Source organism: Micromonospora sp. WMMD1102 (genome assembly GCF_029626265.1).
Taxonomy (GTDB): domain Bacteria; phylum Actinomycetota; class Actinomycetes; order Mycobacteriales; family Micromonosporaceae; genus Plantactinospora.
Genome location: NZ_JARUBN010000001.1, coordinates 6284090 through 6305545 on the forward strand (window position 1 = coordinate 6284090; position 21456 = coordinate 6305545).

23 protein-coding genes are annotated in these 21456 nt (G+C 73.1%); 8 read left to right on the top strand and 15 right to left on the bottom strand.

Translation table 11 applies throughout. From position 1 onward, the window contains the following. Nucleotides 1–67 precede the first annotated feature (67 nt). The 13 genes from O7626_RS28195 to O7626_RS28255 all read right to left on the bottom strand — a co-directional run bounded on the left by O7626_RS28195 (nucleotide 68) and on the right by O7626_RS28255 (nucleotide 12428). Nucleotides 68–1414 carry an NAD(P)/FAD-dependent oxidoreductase gene (locus tag O7626_RS28195; protein WP_278064099.1) on the bottom strand — a complete coding sequence of 449 codons (1347 nt, stop codon included), beginning with the start codon at nucleotides 1412–1414 and terminating at the stop codon, nucleotides 68–70. 172 nt (nucleotides 1415–1586) lie between these two features. Next, nucleotides 1587–2138 (bottom strand): hypothetical protein, encoded by a 552-nt coding sequence (locus O7626_RS28200; protein ID WP_278064100.1) that lies wholly within the window; start codon nucleotides 2136–2138, stop codon nucleotides 1587–1589. A 55-nt stretch (nucleotides 2139–2193) separates the two neighbouring features. Continuing rightward, nucleotides 2194–3669: a DUF58 domain-containing protein gene (locus tag O7626_RS28205; RefSeq protein ID WP_278064101.1), complete on the bottom strand. Its 1476-nt coding sequence runs from the start codon at nucleotides 3667–3669 to the stop codon at nucleotides 2194–2196. Between the two features lie 29 nt (nucleotides 3670–3698). Continuing rightward, on the bottom strand, nucleotides 3699–4712 hold the full coding sequence (locus O7626_RS28210) for a MoxR family ATPase (protein WP_278064102.1): 1014 nt from the start codon (nucleotides 4710–4712) through the stop codon (nucleotides 3699–3701). Continuing rightward, on the bottom strand, nucleotides 4709–5302 hold the full coding sequence (locus O7626_RS28215) for a hypothetical protein (protein WP_278064103.1): 594 nt from the start codon (nucleotides 5300–5302) through the stop codon (nucleotides 4709–4711). The genes O7626_RS28210 and O7626_RS28215 overlap by 4 nt, the downstream gene beginning before the upstream one ends. Beyond that, the gene (locus O7626_RS28220; RefSeq protein WP_278064104.1) at nucleotides 5299–6102 is read right to left on the bottom strand and encodes a DUF4129 domain-containing protein; all 804 of its coding nucleotides are present in this window, start codon (nucleotides 6100–6102) and stop codon (nucleotides 5299–5301) included. The genes O7626_RS28215 and O7626_RS28220 overlap by 4 nt, the downstream gene beginning before the upstream one ends. A gap of 21 nt (nucleotides 6103–6123) precedes the next feature. After that, nucleotides 6124–6849, bottom strand: a complete 726-nt coding sequence (locus tag O7626_RS28225; RefSeq protein WP_278064105.1) for a uracil-DNA glycosylase — start codon at nucleotides 6847–6849, stop codon at nucleotides 6124–6126. Between the two features lie 139 nt (nucleotides 6850–6988). Beyond that, nucleotides 6989–7678, bottom strand: coding sequence for a dienelactone hydrolase family protein (locus O7626_RS28230; protein WP_278064106.1), 690 nt, complete (start codon nucleotides 7676–7678; stop codon nucleotides 6989–6991). A gap of 207 nt (nucleotides 7679–7885) precedes the next feature. Further along, nucleotides 7886–8905 carry a hypothetical protein gene (locus O7626_RS28235; RefSeq protein WP_278064107.1) on the bottom strand — a complete coding sequence of 340 codons (1020 nt, stop codon included), beginning with the start codon at nucleotides 8903–8905 and terminating at the stop codon, nucleotides 7886–7888. After that, nucleotides 8902–9234: a PadR family transcriptional regulator gene (locus O7626_RS28240; protein ID WP_278064108.1), complete on the bottom strand. Its 333-nt coding sequence runs from the start codon at nucleotides 9232–9234 to the stop codon at nucleotides 8902–8904. Before O7626_RS28240 ends, O7626_RS28235 begins: the two co-directional genes overlap by 4 nt. A gap of 32 nt (nucleotides 9235–9266) precedes the next feature. Beyond that, entirely contained in the window at nucleotides 9267–10121 is an 855-nt protein-coding gene (locus tag O7626_RS28245; RefSeq protein ID WP_278064109.1) for a cytochrome c oxidase assembly protein, read from the bottom strand. Then, nucleotides 10118–10702, bottom strand: coding sequence for a DUF2243 domain-containing protein (locus O7626_RS28250; protein ID WP_278064110.1), 585 nt, complete (start codon nucleotides 10700–10702; stop codon nucleotides 10118–10120). The genes O7626_RS28245 and O7626_RS28250 overlap by 4 nt, the downstream gene beginning before the upstream one ends. A gap of 193 nt (nucleotides 10703–10895) precedes the next feature. Further along, nucleotides 10896–12428: a DHA2 family efflux MFS transporter permease subunit gene (locus O7626_RS28255; RefSeq protein ID WP_278064111.1), complete on the bottom strand. Its 1533-nt coding sequence runs from the start codon at nucleotides 12426–12428 to the stop codon at nucleotides 10896–10898. A gap of 180 nt (nucleotides 12429–12608) precedes the next feature. On the opposite strand from O7626_RS28255, the gene O7626_RS28260 reads away from it, so the two are divergent. Beyond that, nucleotides 12609–13088, top strand: coding sequence for a MarR family transcriptional regulator (locus O7626_RS28260; RefSeq protein WP_278064112.1), 480 nt, complete (start codon nucleotides 12609–12611; stop codon nucleotides 13086–13088). A gap of 82 nt (nucleotides 13089–13170) precedes the next feature. Here the strand turns inward: O7626_RS28260 and O7626_RS28265 are convergent, their stop codons facing one another. Beyond that, nucleotides 13171–13323, bottom strand: a complete 153-nt coding sequence (locus O7626_RS28265; protein WP_278064113.1) for a hypothetical protein — start codon at nucleotides 13321–13323, stop codon at nucleotides 13171–13173. A 237-nt stretch (nucleotides 13324–13560) separates the two neighbouring features. Here O7626_RS28265 and O7626_RS28270 point away from each other — a divergent pair, with 237 nt between their 5' ends. From O7626_RS28270 to O7626_RS28290, 5 genes are all read left to right on the top strand, one after another. Next, a complete protein-coding gene (locus tag O7626_RS28270) occupies nucleotides 13561–13710 on the top strand; it encodes a hypothetical protein (RefSeq protein WP_278064114.1) in 150 nt (49 codons plus the stop codon). Between the two features lie 9 nt (nucleotides 13711–13719). Continuing rightward, complete coding sequence (locus O7626_RS28275; RefSeq protein ID WP_278064115.1) at nucleotides 13720–14058, top strand: cupin domain-containing protein; 339 nt, start codon at nucleotides 13720–13722, stop codon at nucleotides 14056–14058. Between the two features lie 288 nt (nucleotides 14059–14346). Next, nucleotides 14347–15306, top strand: a complete 960-nt coding sequence (locus O7626_RS28280; protein ID WP_278064116.1) for an SDR family oxidoreductase — start codon at nucleotides 14347–14349, stop codon at nucleotides 15304–15306. An 11-nt stretch (nucleotides 15307–15317) separates the two neighbouring features. Next, nucleotides 15318–15860: a GNAT family protein gene (locus O7626_RS28285; RefSeq protein WP_278064117.1), complete on the top strand. Its 543-nt coding sequence runs from the start codon at nucleotides 15318–15320 to the stop codon at nucleotides 15858–15860. Between the two features lie 225 nt (nucleotides 15861–16085). Beyond that, the gene (locus tag O7626_RS28290; RefSeq protein ID WP_278064118.1) at nucleotides 16086–17210 is read left to right on the top strand and encodes a methyltransferase domain-containing protein; all 1125 of its coding nucleotides are present in this window, start codon (nucleotides 16086–16088) and stop codon (nucleotides 17208–17210) included. Nucleotides 17211–17315: 105 nt separating this feature from the next. Here the strand turns inward: O7626_RS28290 and O7626_RS28295 are convergent, their stop codons facing one another. Continuing rightward, the gene (locus tag O7626_RS28295; protein WP_278064119.1) at nucleotides 17316–20225 is read right to left on the bottom strand and encodes a LuxR C-terminal-related transcriptional regulator; all 2910 of its coding nucleotides are present in this window, start codon (nucleotides 20223–20225) and stop codon (nucleotides 17316–17318) included. A gap of 154 nt (nucleotides 20226–20379) precedes the next feature. Between O7626_RS28295 and O7626_RS28300 the strand changes: the two genes are divergently transcribed. Together O7626_RS28300 and O7626_RS28305 are read left to right on the top strand one after the other, a co-directional pair. After that, nucleotides 20380–20733, top strand: coding sequence for a VOC family protein (locus tag O7626_RS28300; protein ID WP_278064120.1), 354 nt, complete (start codon nucleotides 20380–20382; stop codon nucleotides 20731–20733). Nucleotides 20734–20807: 74 nt separating this feature from the next. Beyond that, nucleotides 20808–21410 (top strand): glyoxalase, encoded by a 603-nt coding sequence (locus tag O7626_RS28305; RefSeq protein ID WP_278064121.1) that lies wholly within the window; start codon nucleotides 20808–20810, stop codon nucleotides 21408–21410. Nucleotides 21411–21456 lie beyond the last annotated feature (46 nt).

Here is a 21456-nt window from a genome sequence, read left to right on the forward strand (position 1 = left end):
GCCGCGCGTGGCGGACCGGGCACCGTGCTCGGCGGAGCCGGCCGGCCTGCGGCGGGACCGGCCGGGGTCAGACCGGCTTGCGGTCGCCGGGGCGGCTGCCCGCCCCCGCGCTCGCCTCGACGAACTCCTCCCGGGGGTCGTGCAACTGGCCCAGCGCCACCACCTCGCGGCGCAGCACGAAAGCCAGCGTCCAGTCCACGATCACCCGCACCTTGCGGTTGAACGACGGAATCCGGCTCATGTGGTAAGTCCGGTGCATGAACCAGGCCGGCAACCCCTTGAGCTTGATCCCGTAGACCTGGGCGACCCCCTTGTGCAGGCCGAGGCTGGCCACGCTGCCGGCGTGCTTGTGCTTGTAGTCCACCGGCGTCCGGCCCCGGATCACCGCCCTGATGTTGTCGGCCATCCGGGCCGCCTGCCGCACCGCGTGCTGGGCACTCGGCGAGCAGTACGCCCCGGGCGGGCCGGTCAGGTCCGGCACCGCCGCGCAGTCACCGGCGCTCCACGCCCCGTCGACGATCCGGTCGCCGTCGACCACCTGGAGGGTCGGCAGGCAGGTGACCCGCCCCCGCTCGTCCCGCGGCAGGTCGGTCTGGGCCAGCATCGGCGACGGCTTCACCCCGGCCGTCCAGACGATGGTGTCGGCCCGGAAGCTGTCCCCGTCGGAGAGCCGGACCAGGCCGTCCACACAGGACTCCAGCCGGGTCTCCAGCCGGATGTCCATCTTCCGCTTCAGCAACTGGGTGACGGTGTACGCGCCCATGTCCCGGTCGACCTCGGGCAGCACCCGAAGGGTCGCCTCGACGAGTACCCAGCGCATGTCGTCGGGCTTCAGCTCGGGGTAGTACTTCAGGGCGTCCCGGGCCATGTCCTCCATCTCGGCGAGTGCCTCGATGCCGGCGTAGCCGCCGCCGACGAAGACGAAGGTCAGCGCGCAGCGCCGGGTATCCGGGTCGGTGGTGGCGGCCGCCACGTCCAACCGGTCCAGCACGTGGTTGCGCAGGTAGATCGCCTCGCCGATGGTCTTGAAACCAATGCCCTGCTCGGCCAGGCCGGGGATGGGCAGGGTACGGGAGACCGATCCGGGCGCCACCACGATGTGGTCGTAGCCGATCTCCCGGGCCGGCCCGATGATCGGCTGCACGATGGCGGTCTTCCGGTCGTGCTCGATCCGGGTGACGGTACCGGCGACGATGGTGCAGCGCCGCAACTCGCGCCGCAGCGGCACCACGGAGTGCCGGGGCGAGATGTTGCCGGCCGCCGCCTCGGGCAGGAAGGGTTGGTACGTCATGTGCGGCTGGGGGTCGACGACGATGACCTCCGCCTCCCACGACCGGAGCTTCTTCGACAGGCGCAGGGCCGCGTACAGGCCGACGTGACCGGCGCCCACCACAAGGATCCGCTGCGGATTCACGTCTCCATCCTTCCCCGCCCCGGCTCCGGATGCAGGCCAGATGCCCCCTTTGTGACTGACGACGCCAGGTGAGCCGCATTACCCCGGTGCTCCGGCGTCACCCGCACCCATCTCTGACCAGGCCGCCCGGACGGGAGACCCGGGTGGGGCCGCCCGGACCGGAGCCGGGCCGCTATTGGCGGCGGAAGAGCCAGTTGAGCAACGCGGCGACGCCGACGGCCAGAGCCAGCCCGCCGAGCAGCACGACGACGGAGGTTCCGGCACCCAGCCGCCCGTCCAGGGCCAGCAGCGGCACCGAGAGCACCGCCGAGGCGAGCGCCACCCCGAGCGCCCGGGCCAGCCACCGGGCCGGCACCTCGGGGGCGATCACCGCGTCGTACGAGAGCAGGGCGGCGAGCGCCGCCAGCGAATGGGTCAGGTAGAGGAAGGTGGCCAGGGCGAGCAGCCGCCACAGCTCGACCCGGTGGTCGTACCAGCCGGTGGCCACCACCCAGGCGCCGGCCGCGGCCAGCAGCACCGCGGTGGGCCAGTTCCGCCGGGGCGCGATCGCGGGCGCCAGCGCCGCCACCACCAGCAGGCCGAGCAGCCGGGGATCGGAGGGCCGGGACGGGTACGCCAGCAGCAGCGCCACCAGCGCGCAGCCGAAGACCCCGGACCGGACCAGCAGCGGCACCGGGGTGATCCGGCCGATCGCGCCGTAGAGCTGCCTGACCCGGGTCAGCACGACGCCCCCCCGTCGCGCACCGCAGCGAGCACGGCCGGCACCGCGGACCCGGCCGTCATCGCAGACCCGGCCGGGGTGCCGAGGCGAGCCGGGCGACGTCCCGGAGCACCAGGTCGAGGCTGCCGGCCCCGGCCCAGGTGACCACCGGCACCCCGTGCTCGCGGAGCTGCCCGATAGTGGTGTCCCGGTCCAGCCGCCACAGCCGGTGCGCCAACTCGGTCCAGTGCCCCCGCTTCGGCGGCAGCGCCGACGGCGGCAGGGTGTCCACCGCCACCACGATCCGGCCGGAGCGGGCCAGCCGGGCCAGCATCGCCGCCGACCGGGCGTCCACCAGCGGGGTGAGCACCACCACCAGGGCGTTGGAGGAGAGCAGCTGCGGGCCGAAGACCTGGTCGTACGGCTCGTGCGGGGACTGTTCGACCCGTACGTCGAGCAGCCACTCCAGCAGGGTCAGGTACTGCCGCCGGCCGGTCGCCGGGCGGAGTCGACGGGCCGACGGGCCGTACTCCAGCAGCGAGACCCGGTCGCCCCGGTGCAGGTAGTGCTCGGCGATCGCCGCGGCGGCCCGGACGCAGGTGTCCAGCACCGAGGCGCTGCCCCGGATCCCGCCCGACCGGCCCGCCTCGGCCAGCACGTCGAGCAGCAGCACCACCTCGGCGTCCCGGTCGGAGAGCATCGCCGCCACGTGCAGTTGCCGGGCCCGCAGCGAGACCCGCCAGTCGATCCGGCGCAGCCGGTCGCCCGGCCCGAAGATGCGTACCCCGGCCAGCTCGCCGCCCTCCCCCGGCCGCCGGGACCGGTGCCCGCCGACCAGGCCGGCGGCCCGGGGCATTGCCTCGTCCGCCTCGAACGGCTCGGTGACCGGGTAGACCGGCACCGGATGCGCCTCGGTGAGCACCGTCTGGCTGGCCAGCAGCCCGTCGCAGGCGATCGCCCGGACCGCCGCCGGGCCGAGCGAGTGCCGGCCCCAGCGCAACGTCCCGCCGCGCAGTTCCAGGTCGGCGATGGTGCCGGCCGGCACGGTGAAGCCGTAGGGGCGGTCGGTGGCGTCCCGCCGGCCGGCCCGGCCCGGGTCGCCGGAGCCGTCCGTCGCGGCCGGGCCGTTCCCCGGGGCCGGGCCGTCGGCCGGGGCGGAGCCGTCCGGGCCGGCGTCGCCGGACGCGAACCGGACCTCGTCGACGCGCAGCCAGGACGAGACCACGGTACGGACCAGCACCAGGTCGTAGTGCACCTCGTCGACGTTGCCGACGCCGATCCCGCCGACCAGCGCACCCCCCTCGACCAGGTTCGTGTCGTCGACCGCGATGCCGATCTCCGGTGGCCGCGCCGGGCGGCGGCGCAGCGCGTACGCGGTGCCGAGCGCGAACGGTGTGGCCAGCACGACCAGGTCGACCCGGCCGAGCAGCGCACCGGCGACCAGGAAGAGCCCGGTGAGCAGCACCGCCCGGCCGAGGGCGCGGGTGGGTACCCAGTCCGGCACGTCCCCGGGCGCCGCCGCCACGGCCGGGGCGGCGCCCCGCTGCCCGGGCACGGCGGGACGCAGGGTCGGTCCGGCGGAGCTCACGTCGTGCGGGCCCCGGCCGGCCCGGCGGCGTAGCTGGGCAGCGCACCGCTGGCCGGCGCCGGGGTGGTCTCCAGCACCTCGTTGACCACGAACGACGGGTCGACCCGGCGCAGCCACATCTCCGGGCGGAGCGTGATCCGGTGCGTCAGCACCGGCACCGCCACCGCCTTGACGTCCTCCGGGATCACGTAGTCACGGCCGGCGAACGCGGCGATCGCGCGGGCCAGCAGCAGCAGCGCGAGCGAGCCGCGCGGCGAGGCGCCGACGAGTACCGAGGCGTGTTCCCGGGTGGCGGCGGTGAGCGCCACGATGTAGCGGCCGATCGAGTCCTCCACCACCACGTTCTCGAGGGCTGCCTGCATCGCCCGGAGCATCTCGGCGTTGACCACCGGTTTCAGCTCCGCCTCCTCCTGGCGGCGGGCCATCCGGCGGCGGAGCACGTCCCACTCCTCCTCCGGGCCGGGATAGCCGAACGAGACCCGGAGCAGGAACCGGTCGAGCTGCGCCTCGGGCAGCGGATAGGTGCCCTCGTACTCGATCGGGTTGGCGGTGGCGATCACGTGGAACGGCGGGTCCAGCCGGTAGGTGACGCCCTCGACCGAGACCTGCTTCTCCTGCATCGCCTCCAGCAGCGCGGCCTGGGTCTTCGGCGGCGTACGGTTGATCTCGTCGGCCAGCAGCAGGTTCGTGAAGACCGGCCCGGCCCGGAAGCTGAAGTCGGCGGTGCGCTGGTCGTAGAGGAACGAACCGGTGACGTCGGCGGGCAGCAGGTCGGGGGTGAACTGCAACCGCCGGAAGTCGAGCCCGAGCGCCTGGGCGAAGGAGCGCGCGGTGAGGGTCTTGCCGAGCCCGGGCAGGTCCTCCAGGAGCACGTGCCCGCCGGCCAGGATCCCGGCGAGCACCAGTTCCAGGGCGTCCCGCTTGCCCACCACGACCGTGCCGACCTGGTCGAGTACGGCCTGCGCCAGCCGGCCCACGTCGAACGTGCTGACCTGGTCCGCGTCTTTCATAGCTTCTCCAATGTGGCGACGATCGCCGCGAGGTCGCGCGGCGCCGGGGTGCGCTTGGGCGGGGATTCGAGGAAGTTCCACAGTGGCTCGCCGAGCAGTGCCCGGGACCGGACCGGATCGCCGGCCCGGGTGACGCCGTGCCGCTGCCGGAGCAGCTCGTCGACGAGTTCGGCGAGCACCGGCAGCACCGCCTTGGCGAACCGTGCCGGCTCCCCCTGCGACCAGGTGAGTTTGGTTTCCCAGCGGCCGACCGAGCTGCCCAGCGCGTCCCGGACGGTCCAGTCGTAGTGGCCGTCGGGCTCGCCCCGCTCCTGCGCGGGGCGGCGGAGCCGGAGCGGGAGCGGTGGCGGGGGTACGAGTGCCAGGGTGAGCCGGCGCAGCAGCAGCAGGGCGACGAACCCGGCGAAGACGGCGGCCGGCGAGACGGCGACGCCGACCATGCGCAGCCCGAGTACGACCGCCGCGGCGAGACCGGCAGCGGCCAGCCCGAGCCGCAGCCAGCCGCCCACCCCGCGCCGGGCCGGGGCGGCCCTCGGCTGCTCCTCCTCGTCCTGGAGCAGGTCGAAGATGCTGGCGCTGGAGCCGCTCACCGCTGCCCGCCTCCGGCCGTCGTGGGCGCGGCGTCCTCGCCGGGCCGGTCGACCCGGGAGGTGAGTTCGGTACGCAACCGGCGCAGCGCGGCCAGCGCCTGGCCGCGCATCCGCTCGTCGACGGTGTGCGTGGCGTACCGGGCCTCCCGGTAGACGTCGGCGAACGCGCCGAGCACGTCGGCGCTGACCGGCCGGCCGGCGCCGAGCAGCCGGGTCACCAGGTCGGTCGGGGTGTCCCCGGGCCGGCGTTCGACCCCGGCCGAGGCGGCGGCCTGCTCCAGGCGTACCCAGCAGGCGATCACCGCCCGGCGCGGGTCGGCGTCGGTGTCGGAGAGGTCGACCAGGCCGGCGTCGAGCGCGGCGACCACCTCCTCGGCGGTCTGCTCGGCGGAGCGGAGTTTCCGGGCACCGGGCCGGTTCAGTCCCCGGCGGCGGCGCAGCAGGTCCCGGACCAGCGCCCAGAGCAGTGCGACGACCACGGCCAGCACGACGGCGCCGCAGAGCAGGGTGCCGAGGTACGGCACCCAGTGCGGGAGGTAGCTGCCGGGCTGGCCCGGCCCGGCGGTGGGCGGCGGCGGCTCCGTCCCGGTGGGCTGGGCCTGCTCGATCGTCGGCACGATGTCGGCCGGCGGCTGCACCCGGTCGAATCCGATCGACGAATGGGAGGCGGCGAGCGCGGCGAGCGCCAGCAGCCCGGCGACCGCCGCCAGCGGCCAGAGCGTCCGGAGCAGGCTGCTGGTGAGGCTGGACCGGGGCGGCTGGGGTGCCGGACGGGCACGACCGGAGTGCCCGTCGGTCATCGCACCGCCCTCCCGAGCCGTCTAGCGGTCCTCGTCCAACCCGGCCAGGTGCCGGGCCCGGGTGAACACCTCGTCCAGCATTGTCGGTGTGAGCCGCCCGGTAAAGGTGTTCTGCTGGCTGACGTGGTAACAGCCGAGTACCTGCGGGACGGCACCGTCCTGCGACCAGTGTGCCCCATGCCCGAAGGCGGGTCGCGGGGTGGGCGGTCGCACGCCGTACACCTGGCGGAGCACCGGCCACCACGCCGCCCAGGCGAACGCGCCGAGCGTGACCACGACGCGCAGGGTGGGTCTGATCAGGTCGATCTCCCGGTGCAGCCAGGGCGCGCAGGTGTCCCGCTCCGCGGGGTCGGGCTTGTTGTCCGGCGGGGCGCAGCGGACGGCGGCGGCGATCCGGGTGTGTCGCAGGGCCAGGCCGTCGTCGGCGGCGACGCTTGTCGGCTGGTTGGCCAGGCCGGCCCGGTGCAGCGCGGCGAAGAGCACGTCGCCGGAGCGGTCGCCGGTGAAGATCCGGCCGGTCCGGTTGCCGCCGTGCGCGGCCGGGGCCAAACCGAGGATGGCGATCCGGGCGTCGGCGACCCCGAAGCCGGGGACGGGGCGGCCCCAGTACTCCTGGTCCCGGAAGGCGGCCCGGCGGACGGTGGCGACCTCCTCGCGCCAGGCGACCAGCCGGGGGCAGGCGAAGCAGTCGGCGACGGCGCCGTCCAGCGCGGCCAGGTCGGCCGCCCGCGGTGCGCGGGCGGCCACGTCGGCGGGGGTACGCGACGGCCGGCCCGGTCCGCCGCCACCCGGCGCGCGGCCCGGTCCGGCCGAACGACCCGGTCCGGTCGGGTCGGGACGCGGTCCGGCCGGGTCGGGACGCGGTCCGGCCGGGTCGGGACGCGGTTCAGCCAAGTCGGGACCGGAAGAGTTCCAGGGTACGGGCCCAGGCGCTGGCCGCCGCCGGCTGGTCGAAGACCTCCGGCCGGTCGTCGTTGAAGAAGGCGTGCCGGGTGCCGGGGTAGTCGTGGGTGGCGCAGTCGCCGCCGGCCGCCTCGATCGCCCGGCGGGCCGCCTTCACCCCGTCCGCCGCCGAGGTGCCGTCCTCCTCGGAGCAGTGGATCACGGCGGTCTTGCCGGCGTAGTTGGACCACTCGGGACGCATCCGCTCCCAGGGGAGTACCGGATAGAAGCCGGCGGTCGCGACGATCCGGTCGGAGAGGGTGGCCGACCAGAGCGCGAGGCTGCCGCCGGCGCAGAAGCCGACGCAGCCGACCCTGTCCCCGTCGACCTCGTCGCGCTGCACCAGGTAGTCGGCGGCACCGGCGATGTCCCGGGCCGCCTGGTCCATGGCCAGCCCCATCAGCAGCTTGCCGGCCTGGTCGGGCTCGGTGGTGGAGGCACCGTGGTAGAGGTCGGGGGCGAGCGCCACGAAGCCGGCCCCGGCGAACCGGTCGGCGACCGAGGTGATGTGCGGCACGAGTCCCCACCACTCCTGGATGACGATGACGGCCGGGCCGCTGGCGCCACCGGCCGGCAACGCCAGGTAGCCCTCGCTGGTCCCCCCGTTACTCCGGTAACTCACCATCTCGCCCATCGGTGGCCCTCCTGTCGGTCAGTCATCGTTGGCTGGTCGCACAGTTCCACCCACCCAACCGGGGTACCGGGGGTTGTGTGCCGGGTGTGCGGGTAGCCTGCCACGCCCGACACCGGGGACGGAAGCCAACAGCGACGTGGCGTACACCTCCTGTTGCGGAGGTGTACGCCACGTCGTCGCAGACCCGTGGGGAGCCGGGTTTGCGGTCTAGCCGGTCGGGGTAGGGCTGGGGGTTCGCCCGCCGTCCGGAGTGGCGCCGGGCGTGGCGCCGTCCGGGGTGGGCGACGGCGCGGTCGCGCCCGGGGCCGGCGAGCCGGCCGGTGCGGTCGGTTCCGGGGCCGGCGGCGTGGTCGGTCCGAACCGGAACGGCGCACCCTCCGGGCAGTACGGGTACGGCTGCCGGGTCAGGTCGTTGTAGCCCGAGAGGTCCTGGTAGCGCTGCTCCGCCTCCGCACACCACGGGTGGCCGAGCCGGATCGGTTCGCCGTTCTGGTCGAACAGGCGTACCCCCTCCAGCAGCCGGCCCTCGCTGTCGTAGACGTAGACGTCCTGCACCCCGGAGTACTGGTCGGTGTAGACCTGCTCGTAGGGGACCGAGGTGCCGCCGGCCCGGCTGTCCAGCTCGACGAAGCCGGCCAGCCCGAACAGCACCAGCAGGACCGCGCTGACCCCGAGGACCAGCTTCGGCCGCCGGCCCATCCGGTCGGTGCGCCGGCCGAGCCAGACCGACCCGGTGATGGTGGCGGCGAGCAGCAGCAGCGCGGCCAGGCTGCTGCCGCCGAGCCGGGGCAGCAGGCCGAACGAGGTGCCGGTCAACAGCACGGTGATCAGCATCGCGGCGAGGTAGCCGCGCAGCACCCACCAGGCGGGGCGGAGCAGCCGGAGGAAGTCGCTGAGCCGGGAGTAGCCGAGGACCGGGCCGAGCCGGGTGTCGGCGGCGCGGAGCCGGTCCCGGCCCCTGCGGACCGCCGCGCCGATCCGCTGGTCGAGGTTGACGGTGGCGGCCGGCGGCGGGGTGACCCCGGCGGCGCCGCGCAGTTCCATCGCGTACGCCTCGGGCGGGCCGAGCCGTTCGTAGAGCGACCCCTCCGCCTCGGCGGCCACCTCGGCCAGGTGCTCGGGCAGGTCTTCGAGCAGTTCGTCGCGGACCGGCGGCGGCAGGTCGGCAAGCGCCGCGCGGACCTGCCCGACGTACCGGGCGATCTCCTGCTCCGTCACGGTGGTCATGCCGCCATCCCCTTGTCGTCGAGCAGCGTGTCCATGGTGAGGGCGAAGGACCGCCAGGTCTTGCCGGACCGGCGGAGCTGGTCCCGCCCCGCCGGGTTCAGCGCGTAGTACTTGCGGTGCGGTCCGGACTCGCTGGGCACCACGTAGGTGGTGAGCAGGCCGGCCTGGAAGAGCCGGCGCAGCGTGCCGTAGACGGAGGCGTCGCCGATCTCTTCGAGGCCGGCGGCGCGGAGCCGGCGCATGATGTCGTAGCCGTAGCCGTCCTCGTCCTTCAGCACGGCCAGGACCGCGAGATCCAGCACGCCTTTGAGCAACTGGGTCGTGTCCACGCGGCGATACTACTGTTCAATGCACAGTACCGTCAACGCGGTGATAGCGCACCCGTCGACGCGGCCTCCGGCACCGCCCTCCGCCGACGGTCGGCGCTACGGCGTTCGGGGCGCCAGGTGGCGACCAGGGCGGCGGCGAGCAGCAGCTCCGCGATGTCCCCGCCGTAGTACATGATCTCGGCAGCGGTCCGGACCTCGGCGGCCGGGGCGGCGATCCGCACCCAGTAGCCGGCGTACATCAGCTGCGAGACGACGGCGTGCAGCGCGATGGCGCAACCGAGCCAGACCAGCCGGGCGGGAACACCGGGACGGGCGGGTGCCGGATCGGGACCGGCGACGACGTGCGCGAAGAGACAGCCGGCGAGCAGGAAGTGGGCGTGCAGCAGCCAGTGCCCGGCCGGGCGGCCGGCGAGGGTGTCGAACAGCGGGGTGAAGTACAGCACGACGAGGCTGCCGGTGGAGAGCAGCCAGGCGACCGCCGGACGGGTCAGGAGGCGGGCCGGCCGGGCGTGCAGGACCGCCACCAGTCGCCGGCCGTGCCGCGCCGGCAGCGTACGCAGCAGCAGCGTGACAGGTGCGCCGAGCACCAGGGCGAGCGGGGCGTACATCCCGACGAGCAGGTGCCCGAGCATGTGGCCCCGGAAGTCGGTGTGCGCGAAACTGGCCAGCGGGGGCAGCAGCGCCATCGCCAGCAGCAACAGCCCGACACCGAAACTGGCCGTACGCCACCGGCTCCAGCCCCGCGCCGGGTTGCCCCGCCGGACCCGCCCGGCCAGGTAGAGGTATCCGGCGGCGCAGAGCAGCAGGCCCAGCGCGGGCAGCAGCAGCCCGAGGAGGCCGCCCGCACCGGCATCCGGCACCGGGTGCGGGTGGTCGTGCTCCGTCAACCGGTCCGCCCCGGCCCGCCCGGCGTCGCGGCGTCCACCCGGCCGGCGGCCGGCGGCTCGGGGTCGAAGGGCCGCCCGCGGCGCTGGAGCAGCCAGCCGGCGACCACCAGCAACGCGCCGAGGACCAGGAAGGCGACGTCCCACCAGAGCTGGTGCTCGCCGGCGTAGACGTGGTGGACGCCGAGGATGTGGTGGTCCAGGATGCCCTCGACCAGGTTGAACAGGCCCCAGCCGACCAGGATCCAGCCCCACAGCACCCGGGAGGTCCAGACCCGGCGGCGGTGCCGGGTGACCCGGGAGTACAGGATCGCCAGGCCGGTCAGTACGGCCAGCCAGCAGACCGCGTGGAAGATGCCGTCCCACACCGTGTTCATCTCCAACCCCGGGACGGTCTTCGGGTCGTAGTACTTCACTCCGACGTTGTCGGTGTCGGTGCTGCTGAGCAAATGGTGCCACTGGAGGAGCTGGTGCAGCAGGATGCCGTCGACGAAGCCGCCGAGCCCCACGCCCAGCACGATCCCCGGCAGTCGCAGGCTGGCCGGCCTGGTCTCCGGCCGCGCGTCGCCCGCCCTGGTAGCCATGCGCTCTGTCCTCTCGTCCGTGCCGCAGCTGTCACCGCCTACCCGGACACGACGGAGATAATCCACCCGACCCGGCTGATCCGTCCCCGTCGGGGCCGGACGGGTCGAAACACCCGCCGACGGCGGATACGACGAGGCCCTTCCGTCGGCTGCGACGGAAGGGCCTCGCGGTCGGCGAGTACAGCCCTGGGGGTCAGTGCATGGCCACCGGGACCGGTGCCGCGCCCTGCTCCGGCGTCGCCGGGGCGATCCGCCTGCGCGGCAGCAGCAGCGCCGGGATCACGCAGAGGACGACCAGGACCAGCGCGATCAGGTACGTCTGGCCGAACGCGTCCGCCAGGGACGCCTGCCCCTGGGCCAGTACCTCCGGCGGCACCTGGTCCGCCGACACCTGTCCCTGGGTGACCGCCGTGTACCCGGCGGCGGCCGGGCTGTCCAGCACCCGGTTGGTGAGGACCACCGACATCACGGCGGTGCCGATCGACCCGGCGGTCTGCTGGACGATGTTCATCGTGGTCGAGCCCCGGGCCACCTGCTGGTGGGTCAGGCTGGCCATCGCGGCCGACATGATCGGCATCATTGTCATGCCCATCCCGAGACCCATCACGAAGAGGCCGCCGAGCAGCACCAGGTACGAGGTGCCGGCGGTGATCTGGGTGAACACGCTGAGCCCGAGGGAGATCACCACGATGCCGGTCAGCACCAGCCGGCCCGGCCCGGTCCGGTCGGTGAGCCGGCCGGCGATCGGCATGGTCAGCATCGCGCCGAGGCCCTGCGGAGCGAGCAGCAGACCGGTGTCCAGGGTGCCCTCCCCGCGCACCTGGAGGAAGTAGCTCGGTAGCAGCAGCATCGCGCCCATGAACGACACCGTGAACAGCGTCATCGTGATGACCGAGACGGTGAGGTTGCGGTTCTTGAACAGCCCGAGATCGATCAGCGGGTGGTCCTTGCGCAGCGCGTGCAGCACGAAGCCGAGGACCAGGGCCAGGCCGGCGATCGCCGGGACCAGTACCTCCGCGTCGGCCACGGTGCCGGCCTCCGGGATGGAGGAGACGCCGTAGAGGAACAGCGCGAGGCCCGGCGAGAGCAGCAGCATGCCGACGAAGTCGAACGACTCGGACGGGTGCGGCTCGTCCTTGGGCAGCACCCGCAGCGCGAGGAGGAAGGCGACGATGCCGACCGGCACGTTGATCAGGAAGATCCAGTGCCAGGAGACCGCCTCGATCAGCCAGCCGCCGAGGATCGGGCCACCGATCGGGCCGAGCAGCATCGGTACGCCGAGCACGGCCATCACCCGGCCGACCCGGTGCGGACCGGCGGCCCGGGTCATGATCGTCATGCCGAGCGGCATCAGCATGCCGCCGCCGAGCCCCTGGAGCACCCGGAACATGATCAACGGGCCGATGTCCCAGGCGACGCTGCACAGCACCGAGCCGCCGAGGAAGAGCACCAGCGACAGCAGGTAGAGGCGCTTGGTGCCGAACCGGTCGGCGGCCCAGCCGGTGATCGGGATGACGGTGGCCAGGGCCAGCGTGTACGCGGTCATCGTCCAGGCGACGGTGGCGTAGCTGGCGTCGAACTCGCGCTGGAAGGTCGGCAGCGCGACGCTGACGACCGTGACGTCGAGGATGGACATGATGATGCCGAGCACCACCACGCCGGCGATTCTCAGGACGCCGGGATCGAGCTTGTCGCTCTCGGCGTCAGGTTGGACGGCCACGGACATGCGGCTCGCTCCTTTTCCCCGTGGATAAAAGTTTGGCTGACACTAACAGTTCGCTCGCAGCGAAGTATTCTGGGGCTGTCGCCCACCACCCGCCTGGTAGCCTCCGCTGACCCGCAGCGGCGTGGCTGCGCGGCGGCCGAGGCGTCGCCACGCCGCCGTCTCCCTGCTCTGGAGGAACCGATGAGTGACCGGGACGATCTCATCGCCCAGATCATGGATACGCAACGGGAAATGCAGCACCACTTCGCCAACGACCCGGCGAACCCCCTCTTCACGCTGCACCTCACGTTGCCCCAGCTCAAGGCACTTCTCCTACTGTCCGCGCACGGCAGTATCGCTGGCCAGGAACTCAGCTCGGCGATGGGTGTGAGCCTGGCCACCATGACCGGGATGGTGGACCGGCTGGTCGCCCAGGGCCTGGTCACCCGCCGCGAGGATCCGCACGACCGCCGGGTACGCCGGATCGAGCTGAGCGGTCCCGGCCGCGACCTGGTCGACCGGTTCGTGACCGCCGGTACCCAGAAGATGCGCCGGATCCTCGACCGGCTCTCCGACGACGAGCTGCGCACCCTCGCCCAGTGCGGTGCGATGCTGACCAAGGCCTTCGCCGACGATCCCGAACCGCCCGCCACCGGCTGCGTCCCGTTCGGGATCGGATAGGCCGGACCGCACCGGTTCTCGGGATTGAGCCGCAACCCACAGGGAACTACCGGCGGTTCGGCACCATCGCCGCCGCCCTCGGTCACGTGGGCGGTACGGCGGTGCTGATCGCGACGCTCTCCTCCACCGCCCAGGATCTGGCGTTACCACGCGTCGTGGACGCCTTGGTGGGCAGCCTGGTGGGCTTCGTCGTGATCGCGCTGCTGGTGCCGCTCAACCCGATCCGGGTGGTCAACCGTGCTGCCGAACCGGTGCTGCACACCCTGACGGCGCAGCTCCGGGAGGCCGGGATGGGCCCTGCGCGACCAGGATCCGGACCGGGCCTGGCAGGCACTGGCGACGCTGCGGGCGACGTCTCCGGACGTGGACCGGTTGCGGGAGGCGATCAGCCGGCACCGACCGTACCCGGCAGGAGACTCGGGAGAAGGCACTGTAAGCGGCGGACGCCGCCGGCCGAGCCCGGCGGGAAGGGGTGTGGAGCTACGGCGACGCGCTCGTGACGCAGGTCCGGGTCGCGGCCAGCGACCTGATCCGGGTGACCGGCTACTCCGACCACGCCGCCGGCCGGTTGGTGGGACAGACTGCCCAGCAGGGCGAGTCGGCGCGTGCGCGGCACGTCTAGGGTGCACCCATGCAGATCATCCATGGTGCCGGCGCGTGGACGCCGCCGCCCGCCGGAGCGGCCGACGACTGGGTGGAGAACCTGCGGGTGCCGGATCTCTCGGTGGGGACGTACTGCATTCCGGCAGGTGGGACCGACGGGCAGAGTCCACACACCGAGGACGAGATCTACGTGGTCACCGCCGGACGGGCCCGGATCGTGACCCCGGAGGGTACGGCCGAGGTCGGCCCCGGTGCGGTGATCTTCGTGCCGGCGGGTGAGGAACACCGGTTCGAGGACATCACCGAGGACCTGGCCCTGCTTGTGGTGTTCGGCCCGGCGTACGGCTCGCGCGCCCCGGGCCGGTGACGTCGGCGGCTAACCCGGCCGTCCGCTGACGCAGGGACGCGGTACGGGTGGGACGCTCGGTAGCCACCCGGGCAGGACAAGCCTCTCAGCGAGACTGTCGAGCTGCCCCGCTTGTGCGCCCACGCGCAGGACGTAACCGTGCCCTGTCCGTACAGGCACGCGAGGGCAGGCCACCCGCGCCCCGTCTGTGCACCCAGCTCGACAGTCTGCGCAGCGGCATGGTCCCGCTCGGCCTCCTCGGATGCGATGGTCCCCCACCGAATCCGGCTGAACGTCGATACTGATCGAATGTCGCAGCGCACGCCAGACATCGACGTACCGGACCTGACCGGCAAGCTCGCGGTGGTCACCGGAGCCAACAGCGGGGTCGGGTTCGGCGTCAGCCACCGGCTCGCCCGGGCCGGCGCCGAGGTCATCCTCGCGGTACGCAACCAGGCCAAGGGCGACCGGGCGCTGGCCGAGATCCGTGCCGAGGTGCCCGGCGCGACGGTGAGCCTCCGGCACCTGGACCTGACCTCGCTGGCCAGCGTGGCGGCGCTCGGCGAACGCCTGGCCGGGGAGGGCCGCCCGATCGACGTCCTGGTCAACAACGCCGGGATCATGGGGCCGCCCCGTCGGGCACTCTCCGAGGACGGCTACGAACTCCAGTTCGCCGTCAACTATCTCGGGCACTTCGCGCTGACCGGTCGCCTGCTTCCGCTGCTGCGCGCCGCCGGAGCCGCCCGGGTGGTGTCGATCGGCAGCTTGATGAGCCGGTTCGGGCGGTTCGACTTCGACAACCTCCAGAGCCAGCGGAAATACCAGCCGGTGATCGCGTACGGGCTGTCCAAACTCGCCATGCTGGTCTTCGCCCGGGAACTCCAGCGACGCAGCACCGCCGGTGGGTGGGGCATCCTCAGCAACGCCGCGCATCCGGGCGCCACCATCACCAACCTCCAGGTGACCGGACCGATGCACGGCGGCGGGTCGGTCCGGCTCAACCGGCTCTGGAACCGGCTGATCTACCTCGTACCCTGGGTGTGGCAGGAAATCCCGGCCGGCGCCCTGCCCGCGGTCCACGCCGCGACGAGCCCGGCCGCCGAGGGTGCCGCCTACTACGGCCCGGACGGCCTCGGCGGACTCCACGGCGGGCCGGCCCCGGCGAGGTTCCCCGCCCCTGCCCTGGACGACGCGGCCGCACTCCGGCTCTGGGAGGTTTCCGAACAGCTCAGCGACGTCCGCTATCCCGACCCGCAGCCGGTCACCTGAGGGAGCGGGCCGTGACACCATCCGTGCGGCTGCGCCCGGTACGCGAGGACGACCTCCCGATGCTGCAACGCTTCCTGACCGAGCCGGGCCTGGTCGGACTGGACTGGACCGGCTTCCGCGACGCCCAGGAGCCGGTACGCCGGTTCGCCGCCGACGGCTACCTCGGCGCCGAGAGCAGCCGGCTGATCGTGGAGACCGGCTCGGCGACGGGGGATGACGGCCCCGATCCGACAGCCGCCGGTTTCGTCGGTTGGCAGGCCACCGGGTACGGCGTGGCGAAGTCCTGGGAGATCGGCATCGCGCTGCTGCCGCAGTGGCGCGGCCAGGGCATCGGCTGGCGGGCCCAGGCGCTGCTCTGCGACTACCTCTTCACGCACACTCCCGCCGAACGCATCCAGGCCGGCACCCATCCGGAGAACACGGCCGAGCAGCGGGCGCTGGAGAAGGCCGGCTTCCGCCGCGAGGGCGTACTCCGTTCCGTCGAGTTCCGGGCCGGCCGGTGGCGGGACGGCTGGCTCTACAGCCGGCTCCGGAGCGATCCGGCGCCGTCGTGAAACCCGGCGGCGCGGTAACCGGACCGGTTGCTAGGCTCCGCTCCATGAGTTTCTTCTTCCTCGCCTGACGCGACCGCTGGCGGGTTGCGGACAACCCCTCGCCAGCGATGCGGGGCGGCGTCGCGTCGCCCCGAGTCGCGACGTGGGAGAAGATCGGATGATCTTTCGGTTGCCGGCGCGTACTCGCGCCGGGGCCACACCGCGTCCTGGCACCGTCGTCACGTCGTGACGGCCGCGCGCCTGGTGGCGCGGACGGTGCGGGGCATCGAGCCGGTGGTGGCCGACGAGATAGCAACACTTCACCTGGGCCGGGTCAGTGCGGTCGCACATCGCGAGGTGTGGTTCGACCGCGTCGATCCCGGGCCGGAAGTACTGGATCTGCGCTGTGCCGACGACGTCTTCCTGGTCGGCACGGTGGTGTACGGGATCGGTCGCAGCCGGGCCGACCTGCGGATGCTGAGCAAGGCCGCGTCGGCGCTGCCGCTGCGGGAGTTGCTGACCCAGTGGCGCCGCTGCGGCGGCGCTGCCCAACACCCGACCCCCGGCAGCACCAGAAACGACCGCCGGCCGCCCCGGTCGCATCGGTCGGCACCGCTGTCCGGGGTCGACGTCTCCGCGTCGTTCCTGGGACGGCGCAACTTCACCCGGTTCGATCTGGAGGACGCGGTCGGCGAGCCGATCGCCGCCGCGCTCGGGCTGCCGCACCACAGCCGGCGGGGCGGGATCGCGCCACCGCCGGGCGGACTCTCCTGGCGGGTCACCCTCGTCGACGACCGGGCGCTGGTGGCGCTGCGGATCGCGGATCGGCCGCTGCACCGCCGCGCGTACCGTCGGATGTCCCGGCCGGGCAGCCTGCACCCGCCGGTCGCCGCCGCGCTGGTCCGGGTCGCCGGAGCACGTGACGGCGACTGCCTCCTCGATCCCTGCTGCGGCGCCGGGACGATACCGGTCGAGGCGGCCCTCGCCGGTCGAGGCTTGTCCATCATGGGCGGTGACATCGACCGGGCCGTTGTCGCGATCGCCGCCGGCAACGGCGGGGACGCACCGGTCGGCTGGGTGGTCGCGGATGCCGGCCGGATCCCGCTGCCAGACGGCGCCGTCGACCTGGTGGTCACCAACCCGCCATGGGACCGGCAGGTGCCGTTCGCCGGCGTCCTGGCCGGGCAGCAGCGGCGGTTCTGGACAGAGCTGCGCCGGGTACTCCGCCCAGCCGGCCGCGCGGTGCTGTTGCTTTCCGATATGGACGGCCAGTTACCCGATGCGGAAACGACCGGACTAACCCTGCGCCACCGGTACCCGATCAGCCTCTCCGGCACCCACCCGGAGATCGCCCTCCTGCGGGCTCGGTAGCCGTGGGGGAACGCTAGTTCCGGGAAAGAGTGGCTTTCGCACGCTGCGAAGCCACTCTTTCCCGGAAGTTGTGCGCCGGCCGACTTCCCGCGTTCGCGAGCCGAGTTATCGCCCCGGCCGAACCAGTCCGTCGACGCCTCCGCCCGTCGGGGCGAGTCCGAGTTCGCGGAGCACGGTCGCCCCGCGCTCGGCATCGGCGCCGCCGGCCAGCAGCAGGGTCCGGCCGGACTGGTAGCGGCAACCCGCCACCTCGAAGGCAGCTGCCGTGCCGAGCAGCGCCGCCCGGTCGCCGTCCAGCAGGGCTTCGGCCCGTGCCACCATGGCATCGGCCACCGGATTGCCGGCCACGATGGTCCGGGCCTCGGCCAGGCGGTCGCGAGCCTCCGGGCTTCCGGCGAGTACGGCGGCCTCGGCGCGCAGTGCGACGTACCAGTGGAGCCAGATCCAGGTGACCCACTTCCACACCTCACCGGGCTCGGGTGCCACCCGCTCCAGCGCCTCCGGCGCCCGCCCCTGGTGCAGCAGGAGCATCGCGTCGAAGACCGCCCCGTAGCCGTAGGTACGCCCGCCCGCCGAGGTGCCGAGCTGATCCTGGATCTCCTGCCATTCGCCCCTCGCCTCCTGGTCGTCACGCAGGCCGTGGATCATCGCCACCCCGGCGGCGGCCGGACCGAGCCCCGGCTGGGCCGGACTGCCCGACCGCCGCCACCCGTCGAGGAACCGGACACTGCCGGTCAGCACCTCGGTGGCATTGCCGGCCATTGCCTCCACCATCAGCAACCGGTACGTGGCGAGGTGCCCGACCTCGGCCAGCGCCGGATGGCCGGCCAGTTGCCGCGCCCACCGCCGGGCGCCCGGCACGTCCCCGGCGCCGAGGCCCGTCTCGGTGACCATGCCGAGTGCGTCGATCAGCTCGTGGGTGCCAGCCGGGGTATCCGGAGTGGCGGTCAGCAGCATGATCCGGCGCTGCGCGGTGGCCGCGACCGCCAGGTTGTCACCGGCCCAGCTGTGCGCGGCGGTGAGTGCGTCGAGTGCGGCCGACTCGGCGAGGTGGTCGCCGGTCCGGCGGGCGAGTTCGACCGCCCGCTCGGCGCGCGCGATCGTCTCCGGTACGGCGTTGTCCGGCGGACCCTGGGCGGCACCGAACGCGTCGGAGAGCACCCCCGCCTCGGCCAGCGCCACCGCAGCCTGCGCGGCCGGGTCGTCGCCGGCCAGCTCCCGCGCCTCGGTGAGCAGCGCGAGCGCCTCCGCCGGGGACGGGATCCGCACGAACTTGCTCGAGAACCGGTAAGCGGTGGTGGCGGCGGTCGCCAGATCACCGGCGGCGCCAGCGGTGTCACCGGCCCGTCGGGCGGCGTCGGCGGCAGCGCGCCGCAGCCGGTACATGTCGTCACCGATCGTCCGGCAGCCGGCCACGGCCGCGGCCTGCCGGTACATCGAGGCGGTGAGCGCAGGATCGTCGGCGAGTACGGCCGCCTGCTCGTAGCGCTGCTGGGACTCGGCGGTCAGGTGACGGGTGAAGGTCAGCTCCGCCAGGAGACCGGCGAGCCGGCAGGCTTCCGCGCGCTGCTCTGCCCGGTCGGCCGCCCAGGCGAGGGCGGCACGGAGGTCGTCGGCCATCGCGTCGAAGCGGACCCGCCAGTCCGCTCCCGTCTCGGTCAGGCCAGCGGCCTGCGCCAGGCACCAGCGAAGGTGCCGAGACCGGGCGTCGACCAGCTCACCGGCCTCGGTGAGCCGCTCGGTCCCGTACTGGCGGATGGTTTCCAGCGCCCGGTACCGGGTGCCGCTCGGGGAGGCCGTCACCACCAGCAGGCTCTGTTCGGCGAGCCGGGCCAGTCCCTCGGCGACCAGACCTTCCTCGAACCCGGCGACCTCCGCCGCGCCCTCGAACCCGGCGACCTCGGCTCCGGTGACCTCGGCCGCCGCGTGCTCGAAGCCGGTGACCTCGGCCGCCGCGTGCTCGAAGCCGGTGACCTCGGCCGCCGCCTGCGCGCTGAATGGTGCCACGAACACCGACACCCGGCGCAGCAGCGCCCGGTCGGCCGGCTCCAGCAGGGTGTGGCTCCAGTCCAGTACCGCTCGCACCGATCGGTGCCGCTCATCGGCCCGGGATCCGCCGGTCAGCATCCGGAGCGGATGGGACAGCGCGGCGGTGATGCCGTCCAGCCCGAGCGTGGGATACCGAGCGGCGGTCAGCTCGATCGCCAGCGCCATGCCGTCCAGCCGCTCGCAGATCGAGGCGACCTGCTCGCGCAGCGGCGGATCCAGCGGCCAACCTACCGCCGCCGCCCGCTCCATGAACAACGCGACCGCGTCCGACTCACCGTCGGCGGCCAGCGACAGCGGCGGCACCTGGTACACCCGCTCGAACGGCACCATCAGCCGGGCCCGGCTGGTCGCCAGTACCGTCACTGCGGGGCACGCTGCCAACAGCCGCTCGAGCAGCGGCGCCACCCCGTCCAGTACGTGCTCGCAGTTGTCCAGCACCAGCAACGCGTGATGGTCGGCCAGCGCCGCGACCACGGACTCCGTCATGTCGCGTCCGGGCTGCTCGCCGAGGCCGAGCGCCCCGGCGACGGCAGTCGCGATCATGCCTCGGTCGGCGACCGGGACCAGGTCGGCGAACCACACCCCGTCGGGGTACTCGCCGGCAGCTTCCGCGGCCACCGCCAGCGCGAGCCGGGTCTTGCCCACGCCACCGGGGCCGACCGCCGTCACCTGACGGTGATCCTTGATCAGCTCGGTCAGCTCGGTCCGCTCGCGCACCCGGCCGACGAACGAGGTCAGCGGGGCCGGCAGGACCGGTACCGGCTGAGCCGGGCCGGAGACGGCCAGCTCAGGCACCCGCTGGGCAAGCGCACGCCGATCCGAGACCCCCAGCTTGCGCAGCAGCGAGGAGACGTGGGTCTCCACGGTACGCACCGAGATGAACAGCCGTGCCCCGATCTCGGCGTTGCTGAGGTGCTCTCCGACCAACGCGAGCACGTCGGCTTCCCGAGGCGAGATGTCAACCATTGCCCCATTCTGTCAGCCCCTCCGTGGGCCGATTCCCCGTGGCCGCTCCGTGGCCAGCACGGATCCGCACCGGACGGGCCGGCGGAGATGCTGTCTGCGTACCCGGAAAGACCGGGCCGACGGCGGCCCGCAACCAGCGATCGAAGGAGTGACCATGGCCGGTTCTGCCACCCAGGGAATCAAGACCGTGCTGCATCCGGTGTCGGACCTGGCGAAGGCCAGGACGGTGTACGCGGCCCTGCTCGGCGTACCGCCGACAACTGACTCGTCCTACTATGTCGGCTTTGACACCGAGGGTCAGCACATCGGGCTGGTGCCAGGCGGGGGACCACAGGGCATGACCTCGCCGGTCGCCTACTGGCACGTACCGGACATCGCGGCGAAGCTCGCCGAACTGACCGCCGCCGGTGCCACCGTGACCGAGCCCGCGCACGAGGTCGGTGGGGGCCGCACCGTCGCCACCGTCAGCGACCCGGACGGCAACGTCCTGGGACTGATCCAGGACTGACCTTCTTCCCCCACCCCATCCGACAATCACGGAAAGGCCCTGCCATGCCCTCGATCGACTTTGTCACCCTAGAAGTGTCGTCCGAGCCCACCGCCGCCAGCACCTTCTACGCCGAGGCCTTCGACCTGGGCGCCCGAGTACGGGTACGCGGCTCGCAGGCACCCACGACCGGCTTCCGCGGGTTCGCCGTGTCGCTCGTGGTATCCCAGCCGAGCATTGTGGACAGTTACTTCGACGCCGCCCTCGAACGCGGAGCGACCGCATTGAAGCCGGCCGCGAAGAGTTTCTGGGGCTACGGCGGGGTGCTCCAGGACCCGTACGGCACGATCTGGAAGATCGCGTCATCGTCGAAGAAGAACACCGGACCGGCGCGCCGACACGTCGACGACATCGTCCTGCTGCTGGGCGTGGCCGACGTCGCCGCGACCAAGCGGTACTACGTCGAACGCGGCCTGCCCGTGGCCAAGAGCTTCGGTCGCAAGTACGTCGAGTTCGCCACCTCGGGGATCAAGCTGGCCCTCTACGGCCGCCGTGCCGCCGCCAAGGACGCGGGTGTCTCTTCCGACGGCACCGGATCACACCGGCTCGTCATCGGCGGCAACGCCGGCGCCTTCGCCGACCCGGACGGCTTCCAGTGGGAGACCGCCTCCGCTGTCGTCCCCGCCTCGTCCGAGTAGTAGGGCGGGGCCAACCCGGCCACCTCCGGCCCCCGTACCGCACGTT